General features: G+C 56.2%; 13 protein-coding genes and 1 pseudogene. 5 read left to right on the forward strand and 9 right to left on the reverse strand.

Annotated features, from left to right (window positions below):
- Nucleotides 1-518: 518 nt before the first annotated feature.
- The gene (locus tag EU803_RS00630; RefSeq protein ID WP_129678920.1) at nt 519-1,982 is read left to right on the forward strand and encodes a M10 family metallopeptidase C-terminal domain-containing protein; all 1,464 of its coding nucleotides are present in this window, start codon (nt 519-521) and stop codon (nt 1,980-1,982) included.
- Nucleotides 1,983-2,056: 74 nt separating this feature from the next.
- Here EU803_RS00630 and EU803_RS00635 read toward each other — a convergent pair whose 3' ends face one another.
- Nucleotides 2,057-3,085, reverse strand: coding sequence for a calcium-binding protein (locus EU803_RS00635; protein ID WP_129678921.1), 1,029 nt, complete (start codon nt 3,083-3,085; stop codon nt 2,057-2,059).
- Nucleotides 3,086-3,223: 138 nt separating this feature from the next.
- Between EU803_RS00635 and EU803_RS00640 the strand changes: the two are divergent.
- Together EU803_RS00640 and EU803_RS00645 are read left to right on the forward strand one after the other, a co-directional pair.
- Nucleotides 3,224-3,439: pseudogene (locus EU803_RS00640) on the forward strand (IS3 family transposase); the annotation flags it as partial.
- Entirely contained in the window at nt 3,439-3,837 is a 399-nt protein-coding gene (locus EU803_RS00645) for a hypothetical protein (RefSeq protein WP_129678923.1), read from the forward strand. The pseudogene EU803_RS00640 and the gene EU803_RS00645, both read left to right, overlap by 1 nt.
- A gap of 89 nt (nt 3,838-3,926) precedes the next feature.
- Here EU803_RS00645 and EU803_RS00650 read toward each other — a convergent pair whose 3' ends face one another.
- Nucleotides 3,927-6,584, reverse strand: a complete 2,658-nt coding sequence (locus tag EU803_RS00650) for a sialate O-acetylesterase (protein WP_129678924.1) — start codon at nt 6,582-6,584, stop codon at nt 3,927-3,929.
- A gap of 451 nt (nt 6,585-7,035) precedes the next feature.
- Between EU803_RS00650 and EU803_RS00655 the strand changes: the two genes are divergently transcribed.
- The gene (locus EU803_RS00655) at nt 7,036-10,071 is read left to right on the forward strand and encodes a hypothetical protein (protein ID WP_129678925.1); all 3,036 of its coding nucleotides are present in this window, start codon (nt 7,036-7,038) and stop codon (nt 10,069-10,071) included.
- 76 nt (nt 10,072-10,147) lie between these two features.
- On the opposite strand, the gene EU803_RS00660 is transcribed toward EU803_RS00655, so the two are convergent.
- The 6 genes from EU803_RS00660 to EU803_RS00685 form a co-directional block, all read right to left on the reverse strand.
- Nucleotides 10,148-10,948 carry an EAL domain-containing protein gene (locus EU803_RS00660; RefSeq protein ID WP_129678926.1) on the reverse strand — a complete coding sequence of 267 codons (801 nt, stop codon included), beginning with the start codon at nt 10,946-10,948 and terminating at the stop codon, nt 10,148-10,150.
- A 388-nt stretch (nt 10,949-11,336) separates the two neighbouring features.
- Entirely contained in the window at nt 11,337-11,594 is a 258-nt protein-coding gene (locus tag EU803_RS00665; RefSeq protein ID WP_129678927.1) for a hypothetical protein, read from the reverse strand.
- Entirely contained in the window at nt 11,581-11,763 is a 183-nt protein-coding gene (locus EU803_RS00670; RefSeq protein WP_129678928.1) for a hypothetical protein, read from the reverse strand. Before EU803_RS00670 ends, EU803_RS00665 begins: the two co-directional genes overlap by 14 nt.
- A 466-nt stretch (nt 11,764-12,229) precedes the next feature.
- Nucleotides 12,230-12,823 carry a recombination mediator RecR gene (recR, locus tag EU803_RS00675; protein WP_129678929.1) on the reverse strand — a complete coding sequence of 198 codons (594 nt, stop codon included), beginning with the start codon at nt 12,821-12,823 and terminating at the stop codon, nt 12,230-12,232.
- 91 nt (nt 12,824-12,914) lie between these two features.
- Complete coding sequence (locus tag EU803_RS00680) at nt 12,915-13,259, reverse strand: YbaB/EbfC family nucleoid-associated protein (protein WP_129678930.1); 345 nt, start codon at nt 13,257-13,259, stop codon at nt 12,915-12,917.
- Between the two features lie 63 nt (nt 13,260-13,322).
- Complete coding sequence (locus EU803_RS00685) at nt 13,323-15,104, reverse strand: DNA polymerase III subunit gamma/tau (RefSeq protein WP_129678931.1); 1,782 nt, start codon at nt 15,102-15,104, stop codon at nt 13,323-13,325.
- Nucleotides 15,105-15,222: 118 nt separating this feature from the next.
- On the opposite strand from EU803_RS00685, the gene EU803_RS00690 reads away from it, so the two are divergent.
- A complete protein-coding gene (locus EU803_RS00690; RefSeq protein WP_129678932.1) occupies nt 15,223-15,708 on the forward strand; it encodes a dual specificity protein phosphatase family protein in 486 nt (161 codons plus the stop codon).
- Nucleotides 15,709-15,764: 56 nt separating this feature from the next.
- Here EU803_RS00690 and EU803_RS00695 read toward each other — a convergent pair whose 3' ends face one another.
- Nucleotides 15,765-17,123 carry a nucleobase:cation symporter-2 family protein gene (locus EU803_RS00695; protein WP_129678933.1) on the reverse strand — a complete coding sequence of 453 codons (1,359 nt, stop codon included), beginning with the start codon at nt 17,121-17,123 and terminating at the stop codon, nt 15,765-15,767.
- Nucleotides 17,124-17,152 lie beyond the last annotated feature (29 nt).

A 17,152-nucleotide genomic window follows, 5' to 3' on the forward strand; every position in this document is an offset into this window, starting at 1 on the left:
CGAAGCGTCAAGAAGAAGTGTCAAGAAAGCCCTCGCTAAGGTCCGGTGGGCCGTTGAATGGAGCGACCGACAGTGATGATCTCTATGATGGATCAATGCACATTGGAATATGGTTTTCTTTGAGGGCGCTGCAGATCCGTGAATCGGCTAGAACCGCCCCTAAGGCTGCAAACCTGGCTGTGCTGCGCGGCGAGAACAGTCTTCTTTGTCAGGAAGCCCGGGACTAGAAGATCCCGGTCGTCTTGAAGGTGCCCAGGGTAGCGAAATGGGGTGTCAAAGGTTTATTGAACTGTGGGCCAACAATCGATTTTGGGCGTCCGCCCAACTTTCCAGAGACGATTCAAGTCTCTCCATTTCCTACCTGGTCAATGAGCATTCTTTGAACACATCTTGAGTATTGACCAGGTCGACATAAGGGCTCGGACTTTGTATCAGAGCTTAGCCCCCTCACGTTCTGTTTGATAGAGGGTAAGCTTCATTCAGATAGGCAAGCTGAAACGGCAATAAGGAGCGGGCGGATGGCGTCTACGATATCGTCGGATGGAACCCCGACCAACGGCGCAGATCCGTGGATCGACAGCCTCGTCTGGGGAGGCCAGTGGACCGACGCGGGCGGCATTGTCACGATCACCTATTCCATTGAAACCGGCACCGCACCGGCCGCGGTCTTCTCGGGATCGGGTGCGGACTGGCACTCCTATGAGATTGTCGCCCTCGAAGCCGCATATGCGGCTTGGGAAGCGGTCGCTAATATCGAATTCGTCGAAGTGCTCAACAATGCGAATATCGAGAACTGGCTCGGTTCGGACGCCCAAGTCGGGGCGCTCGGCTGGCACAATATTCCGATCAACAATGCGATCATGCCGCTCTACGGCGTCTTCTCTTATCAGGGGACCGGCTGGACCTCCACTGGGTTGCTGGAAGGCGGATATGGGTTTGTGACGCTGATCCACGAAATCGGCCACGGGCTCGGCCTTGCGCACCCTCATGACGGTGGGAGCGCAGGCGACGCGACGAATTTCCCCGGCGTGACCTCGGCCTTTGGTGACTACGGCGACTACAACCTGAACCAGGGCATCTGGACAACAATGTCCTATAATGACGGCTGGCCGGCGGAAATTACGTCCGGCGACTATACCTACGGCTGGCAGGCGACCCCGATGGCGCTCGATATCGCGGCGATTCAAGCGATCTATGGCGCCAACACGACCTATGCGTCGGGCAGCGATACCTATGTCCTGCCGGATGCCAACGGATCGGGGACCTTCTGGTCCTGTATCTGGGACACCGCCGGGATCGACACGATCAGCCATGCAGGCGGCACCAATGCCGCCGTCATCAACCTCAACGACGCCCCGCTTGCGGCCGATCCGGCGAATGCGGGGGGCTTTGTGTCCTACGCGGACGGTATCGTCGGCGGTTTCACGATTGCCAACGGCGTGATGATCGAGAACGCGATTGGCGGCAACGGCAACGACCATATCACCGGCAACGAAGGAGACAACTCGATCTCTGGTGGTATGGGCGATGATCGGGCGCTTGGCGGTTTTGGCGATGATGCCGTTCTTGGTGAAGTCGGGAATGATCGTCTCTCTGGCGGAAGTGGAGATGATCTAATCTATGCTGGTGATGGAAATGACCACATTAGCGGCGGGAGCGGCAATGACGTCCTCGACGGTGGGAGCGGCGATGACTGGATATTGGGGGGGGACGGAGACGACGCCTTGTATGGTGGGTCTGGAAGCGATGTCTTCGTCTTTCTTGATATGACGGCCTCCACACAAGACGTGATCCACGATTTTGAGGATGGCGTCGATCTCATTCAGATGTCGCTGAATGCGTATCTCGGTCAATCGGCAGAAGCAGGAGACATCCTCATACAACAAGACGGGACCGACACTGTGGTCACCTGCGGAAATTCGACGATCATCCTGCTGAACATTGCCTCGTCGGTCATTGACGGAGATGATTTCCTGATTTGAAGGTCAGCTATCCCTTCGGTCCGCTTTTCACTGACGACGGTTAGGATCTCGTAGAGCTTTCTCTGGGCGACCCGTCATACAAAGATTGCGGCCTTGCAGCTAACAACAATACTTGAAACCAGGTCTTCGAGACTCTTGCTATCATCAAATCCCTCTATGATCGCAACTACTTGGCCCAATGCCTCGACCCTGACGGTCTGGTTCAATTTCACGAGCGTAACATTTGCCTGAACACCGTCGGCGTCCCAAGGGTTGGCTTCTGGAAAGAAGGCTAGAAAAGTTGGCTCAGCCATCCAAAGCTGAATCTCGATCAACTCGGATGTCTCCGCTCCCAGCATTTCCCAATCTTTAATCGTTGTCGGCGCGGCAATGCCATAGTGTTGTTCGATCTTGAAGGAATCAACGCCAGTCCCGCCGACCAGTGTGTCCCAGAAATCGCCGATTAGAGTATCATTCCCGGCGTCGCCCAATAGCTCATCTGCCTTGAACGGGTCGCTGATCGATGCTGATAGCGTCGCGTATGGCCCTTCAGACGAGTCACTGGATGTGTCTTCCCACACATCACTGTCGAGGCCTGACAGGATGTCATTGCCGTCTCCTCCATAGGCGGTGTTGCGCCCGCCAAAATCGATGAAGCGGTCATCGCCATCGCCTCCGTAGAATTGGTCATCGCCCCCCCTTGGATTCGAAATGTCTGATGGAACAAACGTATCGGTGACCACATCATTCCCGCTGCCGCCAAATATCGTATCATTTCCATCATCCTCAACTTCATTCGGGGATTGGTCTAGGAAGCGATCATCGCCATCATCGCCAAAAATTACGTCATGGCCCGCGCCGCCTAGAACAACATCATCACCCTGAAGTGCTCGCAATGTTTCGTCGTCATCTGTGCCCAGTAGAATGTCTGAGCTAGCACTTCCGACCAGATGTATCACATCCGGATTGTCCGTTGAGGATGTGGCGCCCAGCATGTCTGTACTGTGCTCATCCATCGAGACATCGTCGTCACCTTCGGGTTCGTCGTTTTCGTCGTTCCCCATCGAGCCGTATGCTGCTGCGAGACCGATAGTGCCTATGAGCACTAGGAGAATTACTTCCATGAAACGCTCCTGATTTTTAGAAACAATCGTCGAGGACAGGTTTCATATTGGTGAAGTCACTGAGCCAAGATTTGCCAGTTTGATTTAGATGTTATGCGAATTTTCTTTTCTTGCTCGCTACTTGGGCTTGGCGTGTTCGAGCGTTGCGCCTGCCGCGCACTGGGTCGGCACCGATCCACGCAACGCAAAGTCCAACAAGGTCGAGCCGACGGAGAGCAGCTGACGGCTGAGATCATTGATTTGGTCGACCAATATGGGCGCCACGGCCACCGCATGATCACCGCTCTGGTGAATGACGCGAGCTGGCATCTGAACCGCAAACGGGTCGAGCGTATCTGGCGACAGGAGGGGCTATGCGACAGATGAAGGGCAAGGGCCGGATCACCTGGATTCAATTTGCCTGCGCGCGGCACGAGGTGCTCATCGCCAATGGCTGCCTGCAGGGATCGCTCCTGCTTGGGCCGATAGCCGCGAACGCACCGTCATCCGCGGAGTGTCAGGCCGTGACCAATATTTTCGGGGCTGTCTCAACACCCGGCGAGGAGTTTAACGGCCTGCACTCGCGCTTATGCCTGACGGTGGGCGCGGTCAAACGGCGGCTTGCCAAGCACCCCAAGGACAAGGGCCTGAACTTGGACAGGGAAATCCGGAAATGGGATCGCGACCCTGCGACGGAGAAATACGAAACTGAGCACTTCAGTGAAGCGGAACCAATGGCCAAACCCCAAGAGAAGGCCCGCCGGGTCGCGTAGGCACGTTTTGGCTCGACAGTGCGGACAGACCCAACGGTCACGCAGCAAGGCGGAAGGTGTCAAGTCAGGCGGTCAATGCACAACATTTCTCAAGCAAAGACAAAGAAGTCGGACGAAAGTTCGTCGACGGTCAGACCGTTGATCATCAACCGATCGTCGCCGATGTCCAAAATAACCCCATCCGAGTAGAGTCGGATTGTTGTCAAAGTGAGCATGTCTTCATAGCTCGTGATGCCTTCGAAACCTGTTAGACGTATGACATCCATTTCGAATACACCGTCAAAATCTCGGATGGAAAGAAACTCGTCACCTGCCTCGAACACGAAGGTGTCTGCCCCCGCTCCACCGTACGCAACGTCACGTCCGTCTTGCCCATCAATCAAGTCGTTGCCATCATCGCCGTACAATTTGTCATTTCCCGATCCGCCAAAAATCAGATCCTGACCGTCGCCGCCATAGATGCGGTCATCCCCCTCCTCTCCGAGAAGCCGATTGCTGCCCTGATTGCCTGCAATATAGTCACCCAAACCAGCGCCGGTGACATTAAAGTTTGCTTCGCCTTCGAGGTAGATTCGGTAAACGTCAGGGGCAAATTCGAAATCACCCGAAACGCTTTCCCCTCCTTCAATCCAAAGCGAATTCACGGTAATAACTGTCGGAGCATCTTGTTCGAGTGCAGATCCGTCGAGGATCGTGACAGCCCGATTTTCGCTCGCGACTTGCTGCAATATTGTGAAGTCTTTGAAGTATCCAAGGGAGCGCGACCAGGAGTTATTCGCAAACATCTCAAGACCGGGCTCAACCTCCTGAACGCTCAAAGCAATCGAGACAGTTTCTCCGTCCAAAGCGAAGTCACTGGCATAGATGTTCAGCAAATAGTCTCCGGCGGCATCGAAGTCTGGCCGCAACCATACTCCTCCGATTTCCGGATCGGACCTGACCCACCATTCGCTGCGATCATCCAGGTAGCCGTAGGAGTAGAGGAGATCGCCTTCGAGGTCAGTGAACCAACCAGCGGTGTCAAGCCAGACCCACTCTCCTTCTCCAATTGTTATCGACTCTGGAATGCTAGCGAGGGGATTCACAAAAGGTGCGGAGTTGAGCTGTTGTGGAGCTGCCAACTCCTCCTGGCTAATCAACTGCTGATAGACCTCGAAGAACCGGATTCCAAATTCTACAAGTGAAGCGCCGTCGAAATGGACGCCAGATGCATCAAAGGCCTGAAGTCCAACAGACGAAACAAAGCCGATATTTGGGTCTTCGTTCAACAGCTCAAGGGTTTGAAGCGCCGCATTCTGAACGAAGTTGACTCCGTCTCGCGACAGTTCCCCGATCAAGATGTTCATATCGGGCGTGGCCCAGGCGGCATCACGCATTTGATCGATCAGTTCTAGGACCATCGCTGCATAGGTGTCTGTCGGAATCGAATGGTTCGACTCACCCTGATGCCACAAGACGATATCGACACTGCTCTGGCCCACCATTTCCAAAGCAGCATCGATTTCTGAGGTAAGCGCTCCCCAGTTTTCGCCGCTACCGCTATCAAGCCAGGTTTGTATCTGGGAGCCCGATACAGGATGTGCAATTACAAGCACCGGCTGTCCAGAATTCGTCGCGAGCTCATTTGCAAATGGGAAGAAGAGATTGTTTCGGAGGGCTTCGCCAGTCCTTACGCCATCTCCGCCTGCGGGGGCACTTCCGTAGTCGGCTGCTACGATGGCTCCATTCACCCAGTCGTAAGCCATTACGTTGGGGTCGATGGTCATGTCCCCCCCAGCGCCGGCTCCTAGCATATTGGACTGACCTGCAGCAACCACCACCAAGTAGTCAGGTGACCACCAATCACCGTCGCCATCCTGAAACTTGAAATCCAAGTGTGGCGGTTCGCTTGCCCGACGATGGTAGATGACCCCACCGATTGCGATCTCATTGACGTCCTGCCACAAGTTGCTCGCAATGTACTCTTCCACAGTTTCGTATTCAGGAAGATAGGGAGCCGCATCGAATTCAACCGAGGATTCAGTCAGCTCCGAGATATCGGTGTCGATCAATATTATTTCGGACCCATTGTCTCTGACTACAACATTCTGCCCTGATTGCACAATGTCTACGTTTCCGAGAAAGCTAGCGAAGTCGTCGAACCTACCCATCCCATCGATGACAAGCACATCGCCCTCGTTCGGATCAAAATCCCTGATGATGTGTGCTGTTTCAGGTGTTGAGTAGAGCACAAAAGTATCGGCGCCCTCACCACCATAGAGCTGATTTCGGCCAGACGAAGCCACCAAAACATCTTGTCCGTCGCCACCATAGACGCGGTCCGAGCCGTACCCAGATGAAACAAAGTCATCGCCATCATCTCCAAAGAGGACGTCGTTTCCTGACCCGCCCAAGAGCGTGTCGTCGCCACCGTTGGCATGAACAATGTCTCTGGCAGTACCCCCATGGACGATGTCATGACCATCTCCGAGGTTTATCCTAGACTCCTGATCGGATGTCCAAAGCTCCGTATCGGCTGTGCCCTCTACCGAGAAAAGCGTTGCATCACCTACTAGCTGAATCGTCAGGTATCCGCCGTCTGTGTAGAGTTGATTTGCGTAGGTCGAAATAGTGATGGGTTCGTGATTGACGTGTCCGGTTGGTAGCTGGATGCTATACCTATCGCGTAGCTCTGAAACTGTTGTTTCAAAAGTCTCGAATTCTCCGATCAATGCGCCAGTTCCTGGCGACTTGAAAAGCTTGTACATCTTGTCTTCCGGCGCCCCTTAAAAAGAGAAGTGAAAATTTTTCGCTACTTGAATAAACTCTGTGACATGATTTGCTCTCGCATCGTGCGAGTCAAGAACCGCGTCCCTTCGCCATATTGATGAAGGCAAAACAGTAAACGGTCGCCGGATCGAAGAAAAGATATGTGGGCGAAGGGCCAGACCGAGCGAGAGTTTTACTTCCAATCAGAACTATTAGGTAAAGGACTCCAAGTGCGGAAGTCCAGATTCAATGGTGAATATATGAAATAAAACCAATGGCCTACCTCGCCATGAGTCGTGATCCCCTCAGATAGACCTTAACTGACCGGACGCGCCCGAAGTGATGGTAGCCCCGTTTGTTAGGCTTCTCCTTACCATCGCTGAGCGTTTCAGTGGAGTGATGAGGCTCGGCCCTGCTACGATCAATCTGTGGTGAGAATGGTGGGTCGAAATGAAATACATTCGCTTCTCGGAGTTCGGATTCGGTCGAACTGTCAAACAGCAATCAGTGTTCGGTTCGAGCGCAGATCGGATCGGAAATCTTGGCTCCCCGGATGAGAGCGATAAGGTTGGATCTGCTCCATACGGTTCAATCGGAAGTTCGTGGAATTCGAAGAGTCCGTTTGAAGTCAGTCAAGATGTCGAACAGGTGGATCGAGGCTCGGTCGGCGGCTCGATTACGGACTTGATCGAGACTCTTCAGTCGCTGAAGAGCACGTTCCTTCAGGTCAACGATCCAGACTTGGAAGCGCCGGAGATCGATCCACGTCTGAGCGACAATGAAAGACGCAACGATGTGTTGGCCGAGTCAAATGACGCTGAAAGTATCTCATTTGAGAACGAAATCACGTCAAGCTCACAGTCTCCTATGTTGCCGGTGCAAGACGTTCAACAGGTGGTCAACTCGGAACAATCGAAAGAAGCTGAGCTTCCCGTAAACGGTCGAATCGTGGGGTCATCGATCTCCGAAACCCTCACAGCAAGGAGTTCGGGAGCCCTAACCTTCGCCGGAAGTGGGGATGATACAATTTTTGGAAGTGGAGGAGCCGATCGGATCTCCGGTGGGTTTGGCAACGACGATATTTTTGGAGGAGATGGCGATGACCTGCTGAGGGGTGGCCATGGAGATGATCTGCTCATAGCGGGGGCGGGGCAAGACACGGTCTGGGGAGGGGAGGGGAATGATGTGATTCACGCCGGCTCCATCGCCGGAGGCGACGTGCTCTACGGGGGAGGTGGTGAGGATCTGTTTCGAGTCTGGGTGCCGCAAGTGTTGGCCGAGCCGGGTCGCCTCGACATCAGAGATTTTGAACTGGGCGTTGATCGAATTCAGATTGATGGCTGGCAAGGGTCGTTACGGGAGCTAGATTTCAACTACGATCAAGCGTCAGGAGCCGCCGTTATCAGCGCTACGGGCGGAGAGTTCTTGATCAACCTACTTGGACTTAGTGAAGCCGATGTCGCAGACCTAAGCGTGGCGCGAATGTTGGTTGGTCTCCCGGACGGCAGAGTCGATGTATCTGCCAACCAGATTGATGCGGATCATGATTCAACAGGGTTGTTCGGGGTGGATTTGTTGGGAGCTCGGGCTCAATGGAAAGATGACTACCTTTGGGACGCAATTGGCAGCCCGACATCCGCGTCTGACACCTTCTTGCCTTCATCTGCGGTGCGATGGCCTGGTCAGTATATCGTCGACGGCGTTGGCTACCTCGAAGACGATGACTATGATCTCAACAATCCATATCTGATCGACACCGAAAAGTTCAACAAGGATGGGTTGGACGCGATCCTAGAGCAGTCAGTTCAGGCAGGCCAAGACCTGATAATTGTTCTACCGACGACCAAGTATATTACCCAGAGTGACGATGGAGACACTTTTACGGCTGATCTAGAAACCGCTTCGTCTGATCTGCATGACTTTGTAACTTCCCTGGCTAGCGGGGCACGCTTCGGAGAGGATGTGAGTTACACTCTTCCTGAAAAGATCATTCTCCAAATCGGTCAAGAATATTATTGGATTGGTCAGCAAAAATTCGAGTTTCAGTTCTCCGATCCTGCAAGCAATGAGGCCGTTTGGACAAGCTATATAGAAGCCACCGGTCAGCTCTATAATGCAATGGCCAAGGCCATAGGTGCAGCTCTTAATGAAATTGACGCGGATCCAGGCGCTTACCAACACAGTGAAATGAATCTGGAGGTCGCTATGCATTTGGGGCGATTTGAACGCCCTCCGGCCTATGATGACCCAGCGAGAGCCTTCAACGGTTCTGTCAACGACCTCGAAGTGTTGCAGGATCAGTTTGATGCCGACGGGATCGGCGCCATAGATAGCCTTCTCTTCCAAAGATACATTCCGAGGTTCGCGGGTATTGACGATCTTTACAGCGAAGGTCGCGGTGACCCAGATAACACATTGGAGAGCGCTATCCAAACATGGGAACTGCGTTCGGTGGAACTTACGGGTTCAGAGCAGGGGTTTCAGCTCATTGCCGGGACGAGCATCGCAAACCATACCCGGACTGAAATCTACAATGAGTGGGCGGCTGAGAACGGAGCTCTGGGCATTGAAGAACTGAACTCACGATCGAACGCGGAGTTTGAGAAGTACTACCAAGACAGCTTGGCCGATGGGCCATATGGTCAGGAGCTACCGGCTGCAATTGTAGAGTTGGTTTCGGAGCTTTCAGGGGCAGGAGTGGATCAAGCTCTAGTCTACACCGCTGATATTATTCAGGATGCAGGCCTGAAGGACAACAATCTGGCAGGAATGCTTACTGCCGAAAACCAAGACACCGGACAACTGGATCTATTGGCTGGCGGTCAGATGTATATGGAAATGGCAAACAGCATTTCCGGGAAGAGCCTTGTTAGCGGTCAAGGCCTAACTGACGCAAATGACAGTACCAATATGAATGTTTTCGCTGGGGCAGGTGAAGTTGTGATCTATTTGAGCGCAACGGACATAACTTCTGCAGACGGCATCATGAACTATGAGCTCGATCTCTCTGGAATTGAGGGGGTGTTCAGCGATGTTGAAATCAAGAGAATGACACCCGACGAGATTGAAGGGTGGAGGGACATCTACGGAGTCGCGACGGACCTGCCAATTCTTGACGAGGATCTATACGGGGAAAGTGAACTCTTTCTTGAGCTCGATGTCGAGTCGTGGACTGAGACGCTTTCTTCACCAACCCTGAATCTGACATTCGACGCCGATTGGCAAATCTTTGAAATTACTGTGGGGTTGGCGGAAACTTCTGGCAAAGATGTTTCGGGAAAAATGAATGAAGTTCCCATAAAAGAGGTTATGGACCAGCACTTGATTGTTCTAGATGACATTCAAGAAACACGAGAACCCGCAGTGAAGGTGCTGGATACAAACAACTCCGACGGGCGAGAGATGCCTATTGCATCAATAGAGGACGATTGGCATGACCAACATAATGAAGATGAATCTGAGGAACATCTTCTTACAGAAATCTAGAGTGGTATCGAATCTCGACGCGCGCGACCGCCGCCCAGGCGGGTTCTAGTGACATAGGCGATCACTGCGATTGTTGTCAGATATGGCGTTCGCGAATTACACTGGCATAGACTGGTGGACCAATGAGCATGCCCTGCATCAATCTTACCCCCAATGCCTTTAGGGCTCGGGCTTCGTCTCCAGTTTCCACCTTTTCGGCGACACAGATGACGTCGAGTTCTTGTGACATGTTGACGATGACTCGCATCAGGACTGCCTTGTCCGCATTCTGATGAATGTCACGGATGAAATATTCGTCAATCTTGAGAAGGTCGAAGTGAAAGTTCGCAATGTTTCTCAGTGAGGAGTGCTCTTTGCCAAAGTTGTCGAGAGCGAAACGAACGCCTCTTGCTTGGAACTCTTTCATGAAGTCGGCAACAAGGTCAGGCATCACTAGTGTTGACTGCTCATCAATCTCTACGACGAGACGACCATCCAGTCTAGGAACACTTGCAACTGCTGCCTCGAAAGCGTCATACCAAGCACGGTGGGCGATAGAGTTCACGGGCACATTTACCGATATTCTCAACGTTGGGTTCTCCGTCAGATCCAACCGCCAACGTTGAAGAATTGCCAAGTCGACAAATCGTCCAAGAGACGTATTCCTTATCTTCTCAACGAAAGCACCTGCTGGAACCACTCGACCATCCGGAAGGACAAGGCGCCCCAAACCTTCGTAGAATGGGATGGATTGCGATTGGATATCCACAATCGGCTGGTAGGCGACGAGGTAGCTTCCGCTCCGAAGATCGGTCTCACTTATTGTGCTGGGAACGGCGCTCTTAGATGGTCGCGCAACGTCTAGAAATGTTGGAAACTCCGAGCTCTCCAGCCCCATCGTGTAGCCTCCCGCAGTCGTGGTTGCGGCAAGGCTACGCGGATTTTCTTAAGGTTGAGCAAATCCGATACTTACACTGTGAGTTCGCTGAACCGTTCGCTCGCAAGGGCTTGTAGCGGTGGACTTCCCGCTTGAAACTGATGGTCCCCGGTTGGCTCGGCTTGGATGAATTACTAGAACAATATGAGGCCGGCTTAGTAACTTCGACGCCCGACTTGGGCGCCCAAACGATCATTTGGTCAACTTTTGGAAACTATGGCATAGCTATTCATTTAGTCTAGGCGCGGAGTTTCAACCGTAGCAGCACCAAGCAACCGGCGTATCAGGAAGCATCGTCCATGTGCTAAACGTTCCATCTGATTGGGGGGGTACAGTTTGGTGCGGCGGCTCAACCTAGCCGAAGTTTGATCGGTTCGAGGCGCGTAGTATGGATCCTTTCTTCCGCCCTGCGAAACCGCTTGTCGACTTCTGCCGCGGCATTGAACACGGAGATTGAAAGGTCGCTACAGCCCGTTCGGGCGATTTCATATGCTGCGTACTCAAAGATCTGTGTCAGGTTTTCTCTGACGGTCGGAAGGTCGCCCGCAGCGGCTGCTATCATGAATTCGTCGCACAATTCAGCGACGAGTTGGTCAATCTTCGTCATGGATTCCTCCGTTGGATCGAAACCTGGAGAACTCGGCAAATGATGAATCGCTGACGTCAAAAAGTGACGCTGATTTGACCGACTTGAGGTCCTTTCTAGTGTTGAAACTGGGGTCGCCAACAGAATTGGCTCCATCAGGAATTGCGAACATTGCCTCGTCATCGATCATTTCCGCGCCTTGCGGATGACGTCGACGAGGTTGCGTGCTGTTGCCGCGCCTCAAGAAAGGGGGCTCCAATGTCCGGCGCTTAGGCTCGCTAGGTGGCAATTTGCGCCAAGTCAACGTTGAAGTGTTTTGTGGAGAAGTGCATTGGGCGGCGAGGTCAGCGACTATCGAATTCTTGGCGCTGCGGTGGGGTTACTTTCGTGACCGCCAGAACTCCTTGGGCGTCAAGCAACATGGTTCTCGATTTGCAACCCATTTTGCGACCCATTTTCCAAAATTGAGAGGCATAAAATTGTTAAAAAACAATAGCATAGCATTTGCTATGGCGGATCCCCAGTCCGCCACTAAATCCCGCAAATCATTGTCGAAGAATGATTTCCCGCGGCGTTCTGCAATGACCTCACAACTGTCATCACAGCGCTTTCGTTGGCCAAGATAGTCTCTTGAGCCGCCGTTGCGGCCTGTTTCCCTAGAAGGCCTTGCGGGCCTTGAGGGCGGCGCTGATCGTCCCGTCGTCGAGATAGTCGAGCTCTCCACCCACCGGCACGCCCTGCGCGAGGGAGGTTACCGTCACACCACCCAGATTGTCGGCGATGTAATGGGCGGTGGTCTGGCCGTCGATCGTGGCCGAGAGCGCAAGGATCACTTCGGTCACGCCTTCGCTGGCGACCCGGTCGATCAGTTTGGGAATGCGCAATTCGTCCGGTCCCACGGCGTCAAGCGCGGACAGGGTGCCGCCCAGCACATGGTAGCGACCCTTGAACACGCCCGCCCGTTCCATCGCCCATAGGTCGGCCACATCCTCGACCACGCAGATCTCGCCGGTGGCGCGTTTTTCGCTTTGGCAGATATCGCAGATGTCCGAGGTGCCGATGTTGCCGCAGTTCAGGCATTCGCGCGCGGTCTGACCGACCTTGGTCAGCGCCTCTGCCAGCGGCAACAGGTGCAGGGACCGTTTCTTGATCAGGTGCAGGACAGCGCGGCGCGCGGACCGTGGGCCAAGCCCCGGAAGCTTGGCCAGAAGGTCGATCAGATGGTCCAGATCACGGGTGCCGTCGGTCAAAGGTCTCTCCGGGGGGCTTTGGTGTGCGGCCCGCAAAAGGCTGTGCCCTTCGCTATGCCACACCGGTTCGAAGTGCCAAAGTCAACGCGACCTAGAACGGCAGGTTCATGCCCGGCGGCAGGCCAAGATCCTGCGCCATTTTCTGCATTTCCTCGGCCGCCTTGTCGCTGGCCTTTTGCTGGGCGTCCTTGATCGCGGCAAGGATCAGGTCTTCGACCATTTCCTTGTCGTCGGCGGAAAATATCGACGGGTCGATGTCCAGCGCCGTCAATTCACCCTTGGCGGTTGCCGTGGCCTTGACCAGCCCTGCGCCGCTTTCGCCGGTGACCGTGACATTGGCCAGATCGTCCTGCATCTGGGCCATCTTGCCCTGCATTTCCTTGGCCGCTTTCATCATCTTGGCCATATCGCCAAGACCGCCCATTCCTTTGAACATTCTCACGTCTCCCTAGACTACGTTGCCCATCAGATACGGGCCGGGTGCGGGCGCGACAAGGGGTCAGCCCTCTTCAAACGGGTCCCATTCATCCTCGACCTCGGGCAGGGCCTCTTCTGCGGCTTCCTGCGCCTTCTCGGCCTCGGTCCGGATTTCGGTGATCTTGGCCTTGGGAAAGGCGCGCAGCACGGCCTGCACCAGCGGATGGCTTTCAGCCTCGGCCCGCAGGGCGGTTTCGGCGGCGTCGCGCACCTCGGCGATGGTGGGCTGTCCACCGGAATTCACGACGGTGATGGCCCAGCGGTTGCCGGTCCAGGCCTGAAGCCGCGCGCCAAGTTTCTGGGCAAGGGTGCTGTCGGTGCCCGGCGCCGGTTCAAATTCGATCCGGCCGGGGCTGTATTTCACAAGCCGAATGCCGGTTTCCACCTCGACCAGCAGTTTCACGTCTCGATGGGCGCGGATCAGTTCCACGACGGTTTCGAACGTCGGGTAGCGGGCCAGCGCGTGCTCGGCGGCCAGCGCGCGCACTGCGTTACCAGCCTGGGCCGACGGGCCGGAGGGGCCGGTATGGGTCGGGGCCGGGGTGCCCATCGCCTCGGTCCGGGTGCTGCCCGACGTGTGCACACCACCGCCGCCACCGGGGCCGGAGGGGGGCGGGGTCGCGTCCCGCAGTTTCTTGACCAATTCGTCCGGGGTCGGCAGGTCTGCCACATGGGTCAGGCGGATGACGGCCATTTCGGCGGCCATCATGGCGTTGGGGGCCATCGCGACCTCTTCCAACGCCTTGAGCAGCATCTGCCACATCCGGGTCAGCACGCGCATCGGCAGATCGGCCGCCATGGCCTGACCACGGGCGCGTTCATCTGGCGATACGGTCGGGTCTTCTGCGGCGTCAGGGGTGATCTTGATCACACTGACCCAATGGGTGATCTCGGCCAGATCGCGCAGGATCGCCATCGGGTCGGCCCCGTCGGCATATTGCGACGACAGCTCGGTTAGCGCCTCGGTCGCCCGCCCGCGCAGGATCATGTCGAACAGGTCCAGCACGCGGCCCCGGTCGGCAAGGCCCAGCATTGCGCGGACCTGATCGGCCGAGGTTTCACCGGCGCCGTGGGAAATCGCCTGATCCAGCAGCGACTGCGCATCGCGGGCGGACCCTTCGGCGGCGCGGGTGATCAGGGCCAGCGCGTCATCGGTAATCTCGGCGCCTTCGGCGGTGGCGATCCGGCGCAGCATGGCGATCATGTCTTCGGGTTCGATCCGGCGCAGGTCAAACCGCTGGCAGCGCGACAGGACCGTGACGGGAACCTTGCGGATTTCCGTCGTGGCGAAAATGAACTTCACATGGGCGGGCGGTTCTTCCAACGTCTTGAGCAGCGCGTTGAACGCGCTGGTCGACAGCATGTGCACCTCGTCGATGATGTAGATCTTGTAGCGGGCGCTGGCGGCCCGGTAATGCACACTGTCGATGATTTCGCGGATGTCGTTGACGCCGGTCCGGCTCGCGGCGTCCATTTCCATCACGTCCACATGGCGGCCTTCCATGATCGCCACGCAATGTTCGCAGGTCCCGCAGGGATCGGTTGTCGGGCCGCCGGTTCCGTCCGGCCCGACACAGTTCATCCCCTTGGCGATGATCCGCGCCGTGGTGGTTTTCCCCACCCCACGAATGCCGGTCATGATGAAGGCCTGGGCGATCCGGTCCGCCTCGAAGGCGTTCTTCAGGGTCCGCACCATCGCATTCTGCCCGACCAGATCGGCAAAGGTTTCCGGCCGGTATTTCCGGGCCAGCACCTGATAGGCGGGCTTTTTCGCGTCGTCGTCGGAAAGGGGGATGTCGGTCATCGGGGCCTGTCGGATTCGGGGTCCGGGTCAGCATAGGTGGCGCGTGGGCGGAGGTCCACCTGATCCGGGCCTGCGGTGCCCGCTTGACGGTCTGTCGCCCGCGCCCGAATGTGCGCCCATGGCAGAGTTCGGGATATATGCGGTGAAGGTTGGGGGCGGAGAGATTGCCCTATGCCCGATCCCGGGAGGCGAGGGCGACTATGCGTCCGACCTTGCGGCCATCTTGCGCTGGTCGCCCGCCTTGCTGATCACCATGACGACAGAGGGTGAACTGGCGGCGGCGGGCGCAGGTACACTTGCCAACGATCTTGACCACGCGGGGATCGCGTGGCGGCATGTGCCGGTGGCGGATTTCGGAACGCCGGAGCCGGATGTTGCGCAGTATTGGCCCGAGGTTTCAGAGGCAGCCCGCGCGATCCTGGCCCGCGGCGAACGTGTGTTGGTTCATTGCAAGGGCGGCTGCGGCCGATCCGGCATGGCAGTCCTGCGGATCATGGTCGACGCAGGCGAAGCCCCGGGGGTGGCCTTGGCCCGCCTGCGGCAGGTCCGGCCCTGCGCGGTCGAGACCGAGGCGCAAATGGACTGGGCGGTTCGGGTCGAATGAAAAAACCCCCGCCGAACGGTCGGCGGGGGCTGTTTCCGTGACGTTCTGATCAGGACTTAGTCGCCCAGATCTTCCGGCAGGATCAGGTTCAGCACGATCGCGATGAACGCGGCGGGCAGAAGGCCAGAGGTCAACAGGATCTGAAGGGTCTTGCCGACATGCTGCAGGGCTGAGGGTTCAAGCTGAAGCCCGAAGGACACCGACAGCGCGGTCGCGAAGATGACCATGTTGCGACGGTTCCATTTCACATCCGAGAGCATGTTGACACCCGAGGCGCAGACCATGCCGAACATGACGATCACACCGCCGCCAAGCACGTTGATCGGAACTGTGTTGATGATCGCACCGATCTTCGGGATGAAGCCGCAGATGATCAGGAAGATCGCACCGATGGTCACGACGTGGCGAGACATCAGGCCGGTCATGGCGACAAGGCCGACGTTCTGGCTGAACGAGGTGTTCGGCAGGCCGCCGAAGACACCGGCGATAGCGGTCCCAAGGCCATCGGCAAAGGTCGCGCCCGAGATTTCCTTGTCGGTTGCTTCGCGCCCGGCGCCACCCTTGGTGATCCCGGAAACGTCACCCACAGTTTCGATGGCCGAAACGATGGCCATGAAGCACATCCCGATGACGATGGCCCAGTTAAGCTCGAACCCCCAGCGGAACGGGTTGGGCATTGCGAAAACGGCCGCGCGCCCGACGTTGCCAAAGCTGACCTGCCCCATCATCAGCGCGACGATATAGCCAGCGATGATCCCGATCAGCACAGCGGCAACGGCCATAAAGCCACGGGTGAAGAATTTCACCGCAAGGGTGACGATCACCACCACAAGGGCCGGGGTCCACATGGCAAGGCTGCCGAATTTCTCGGTGCCCATGGCGGGGACACCACCGGCGGCATACTGGATGCCGACCCGAACCAGCGCCAGACCGATCATCAGCACGATCAGACCGGTCACCAGCGGCGGCAGGGCATATCGGATGCGACCGACGATGAAGCCTAGGCAGAAGTGGAACAAGCCGCCCAGCATGACACCGGTCATCAGCCCGGCAAGGCCCGCCGTACCAAGACCCGCGACCGCGGGGATCATGATCGGAACGAAGGCAAAGGAAGTGCCCTGCACGATCGGAAGCCGTGCGCCAACCATGCCGACACCGACGGTTTGGAACAGCGTCGCGATGCCCGCAAACAGCATCGACATCTGGATCATGTAGGTCATGTCCGGGAAGCCGAGCGCGCCCTGGTCAGAGCCAAAGCCGATCCCGGCCGCCCCTGCAACGATGATCGCGGGTGTTACGTTCGACACGAACATGGCCAGCACGTGCTGGATCCCCAACGGCACTGCGCGTGCCAGTGCGGGGGTATAGTCGGGATCGCGGAGCTGCTCCGCCGTCCCCAAGGAAGTATCTGTCATTTCACCAGTCCCTTTGTGTGTTGATTTGA

It is taken from the genome of Loktanella sp. IMCC34160 (genome assembly GCF_004145845.1).
Lineage (GTDB): Bacteria > Pseudomonadota > Alphaproteobacteria > Rhodobacterales > Rhodobacteraceae > SELP01.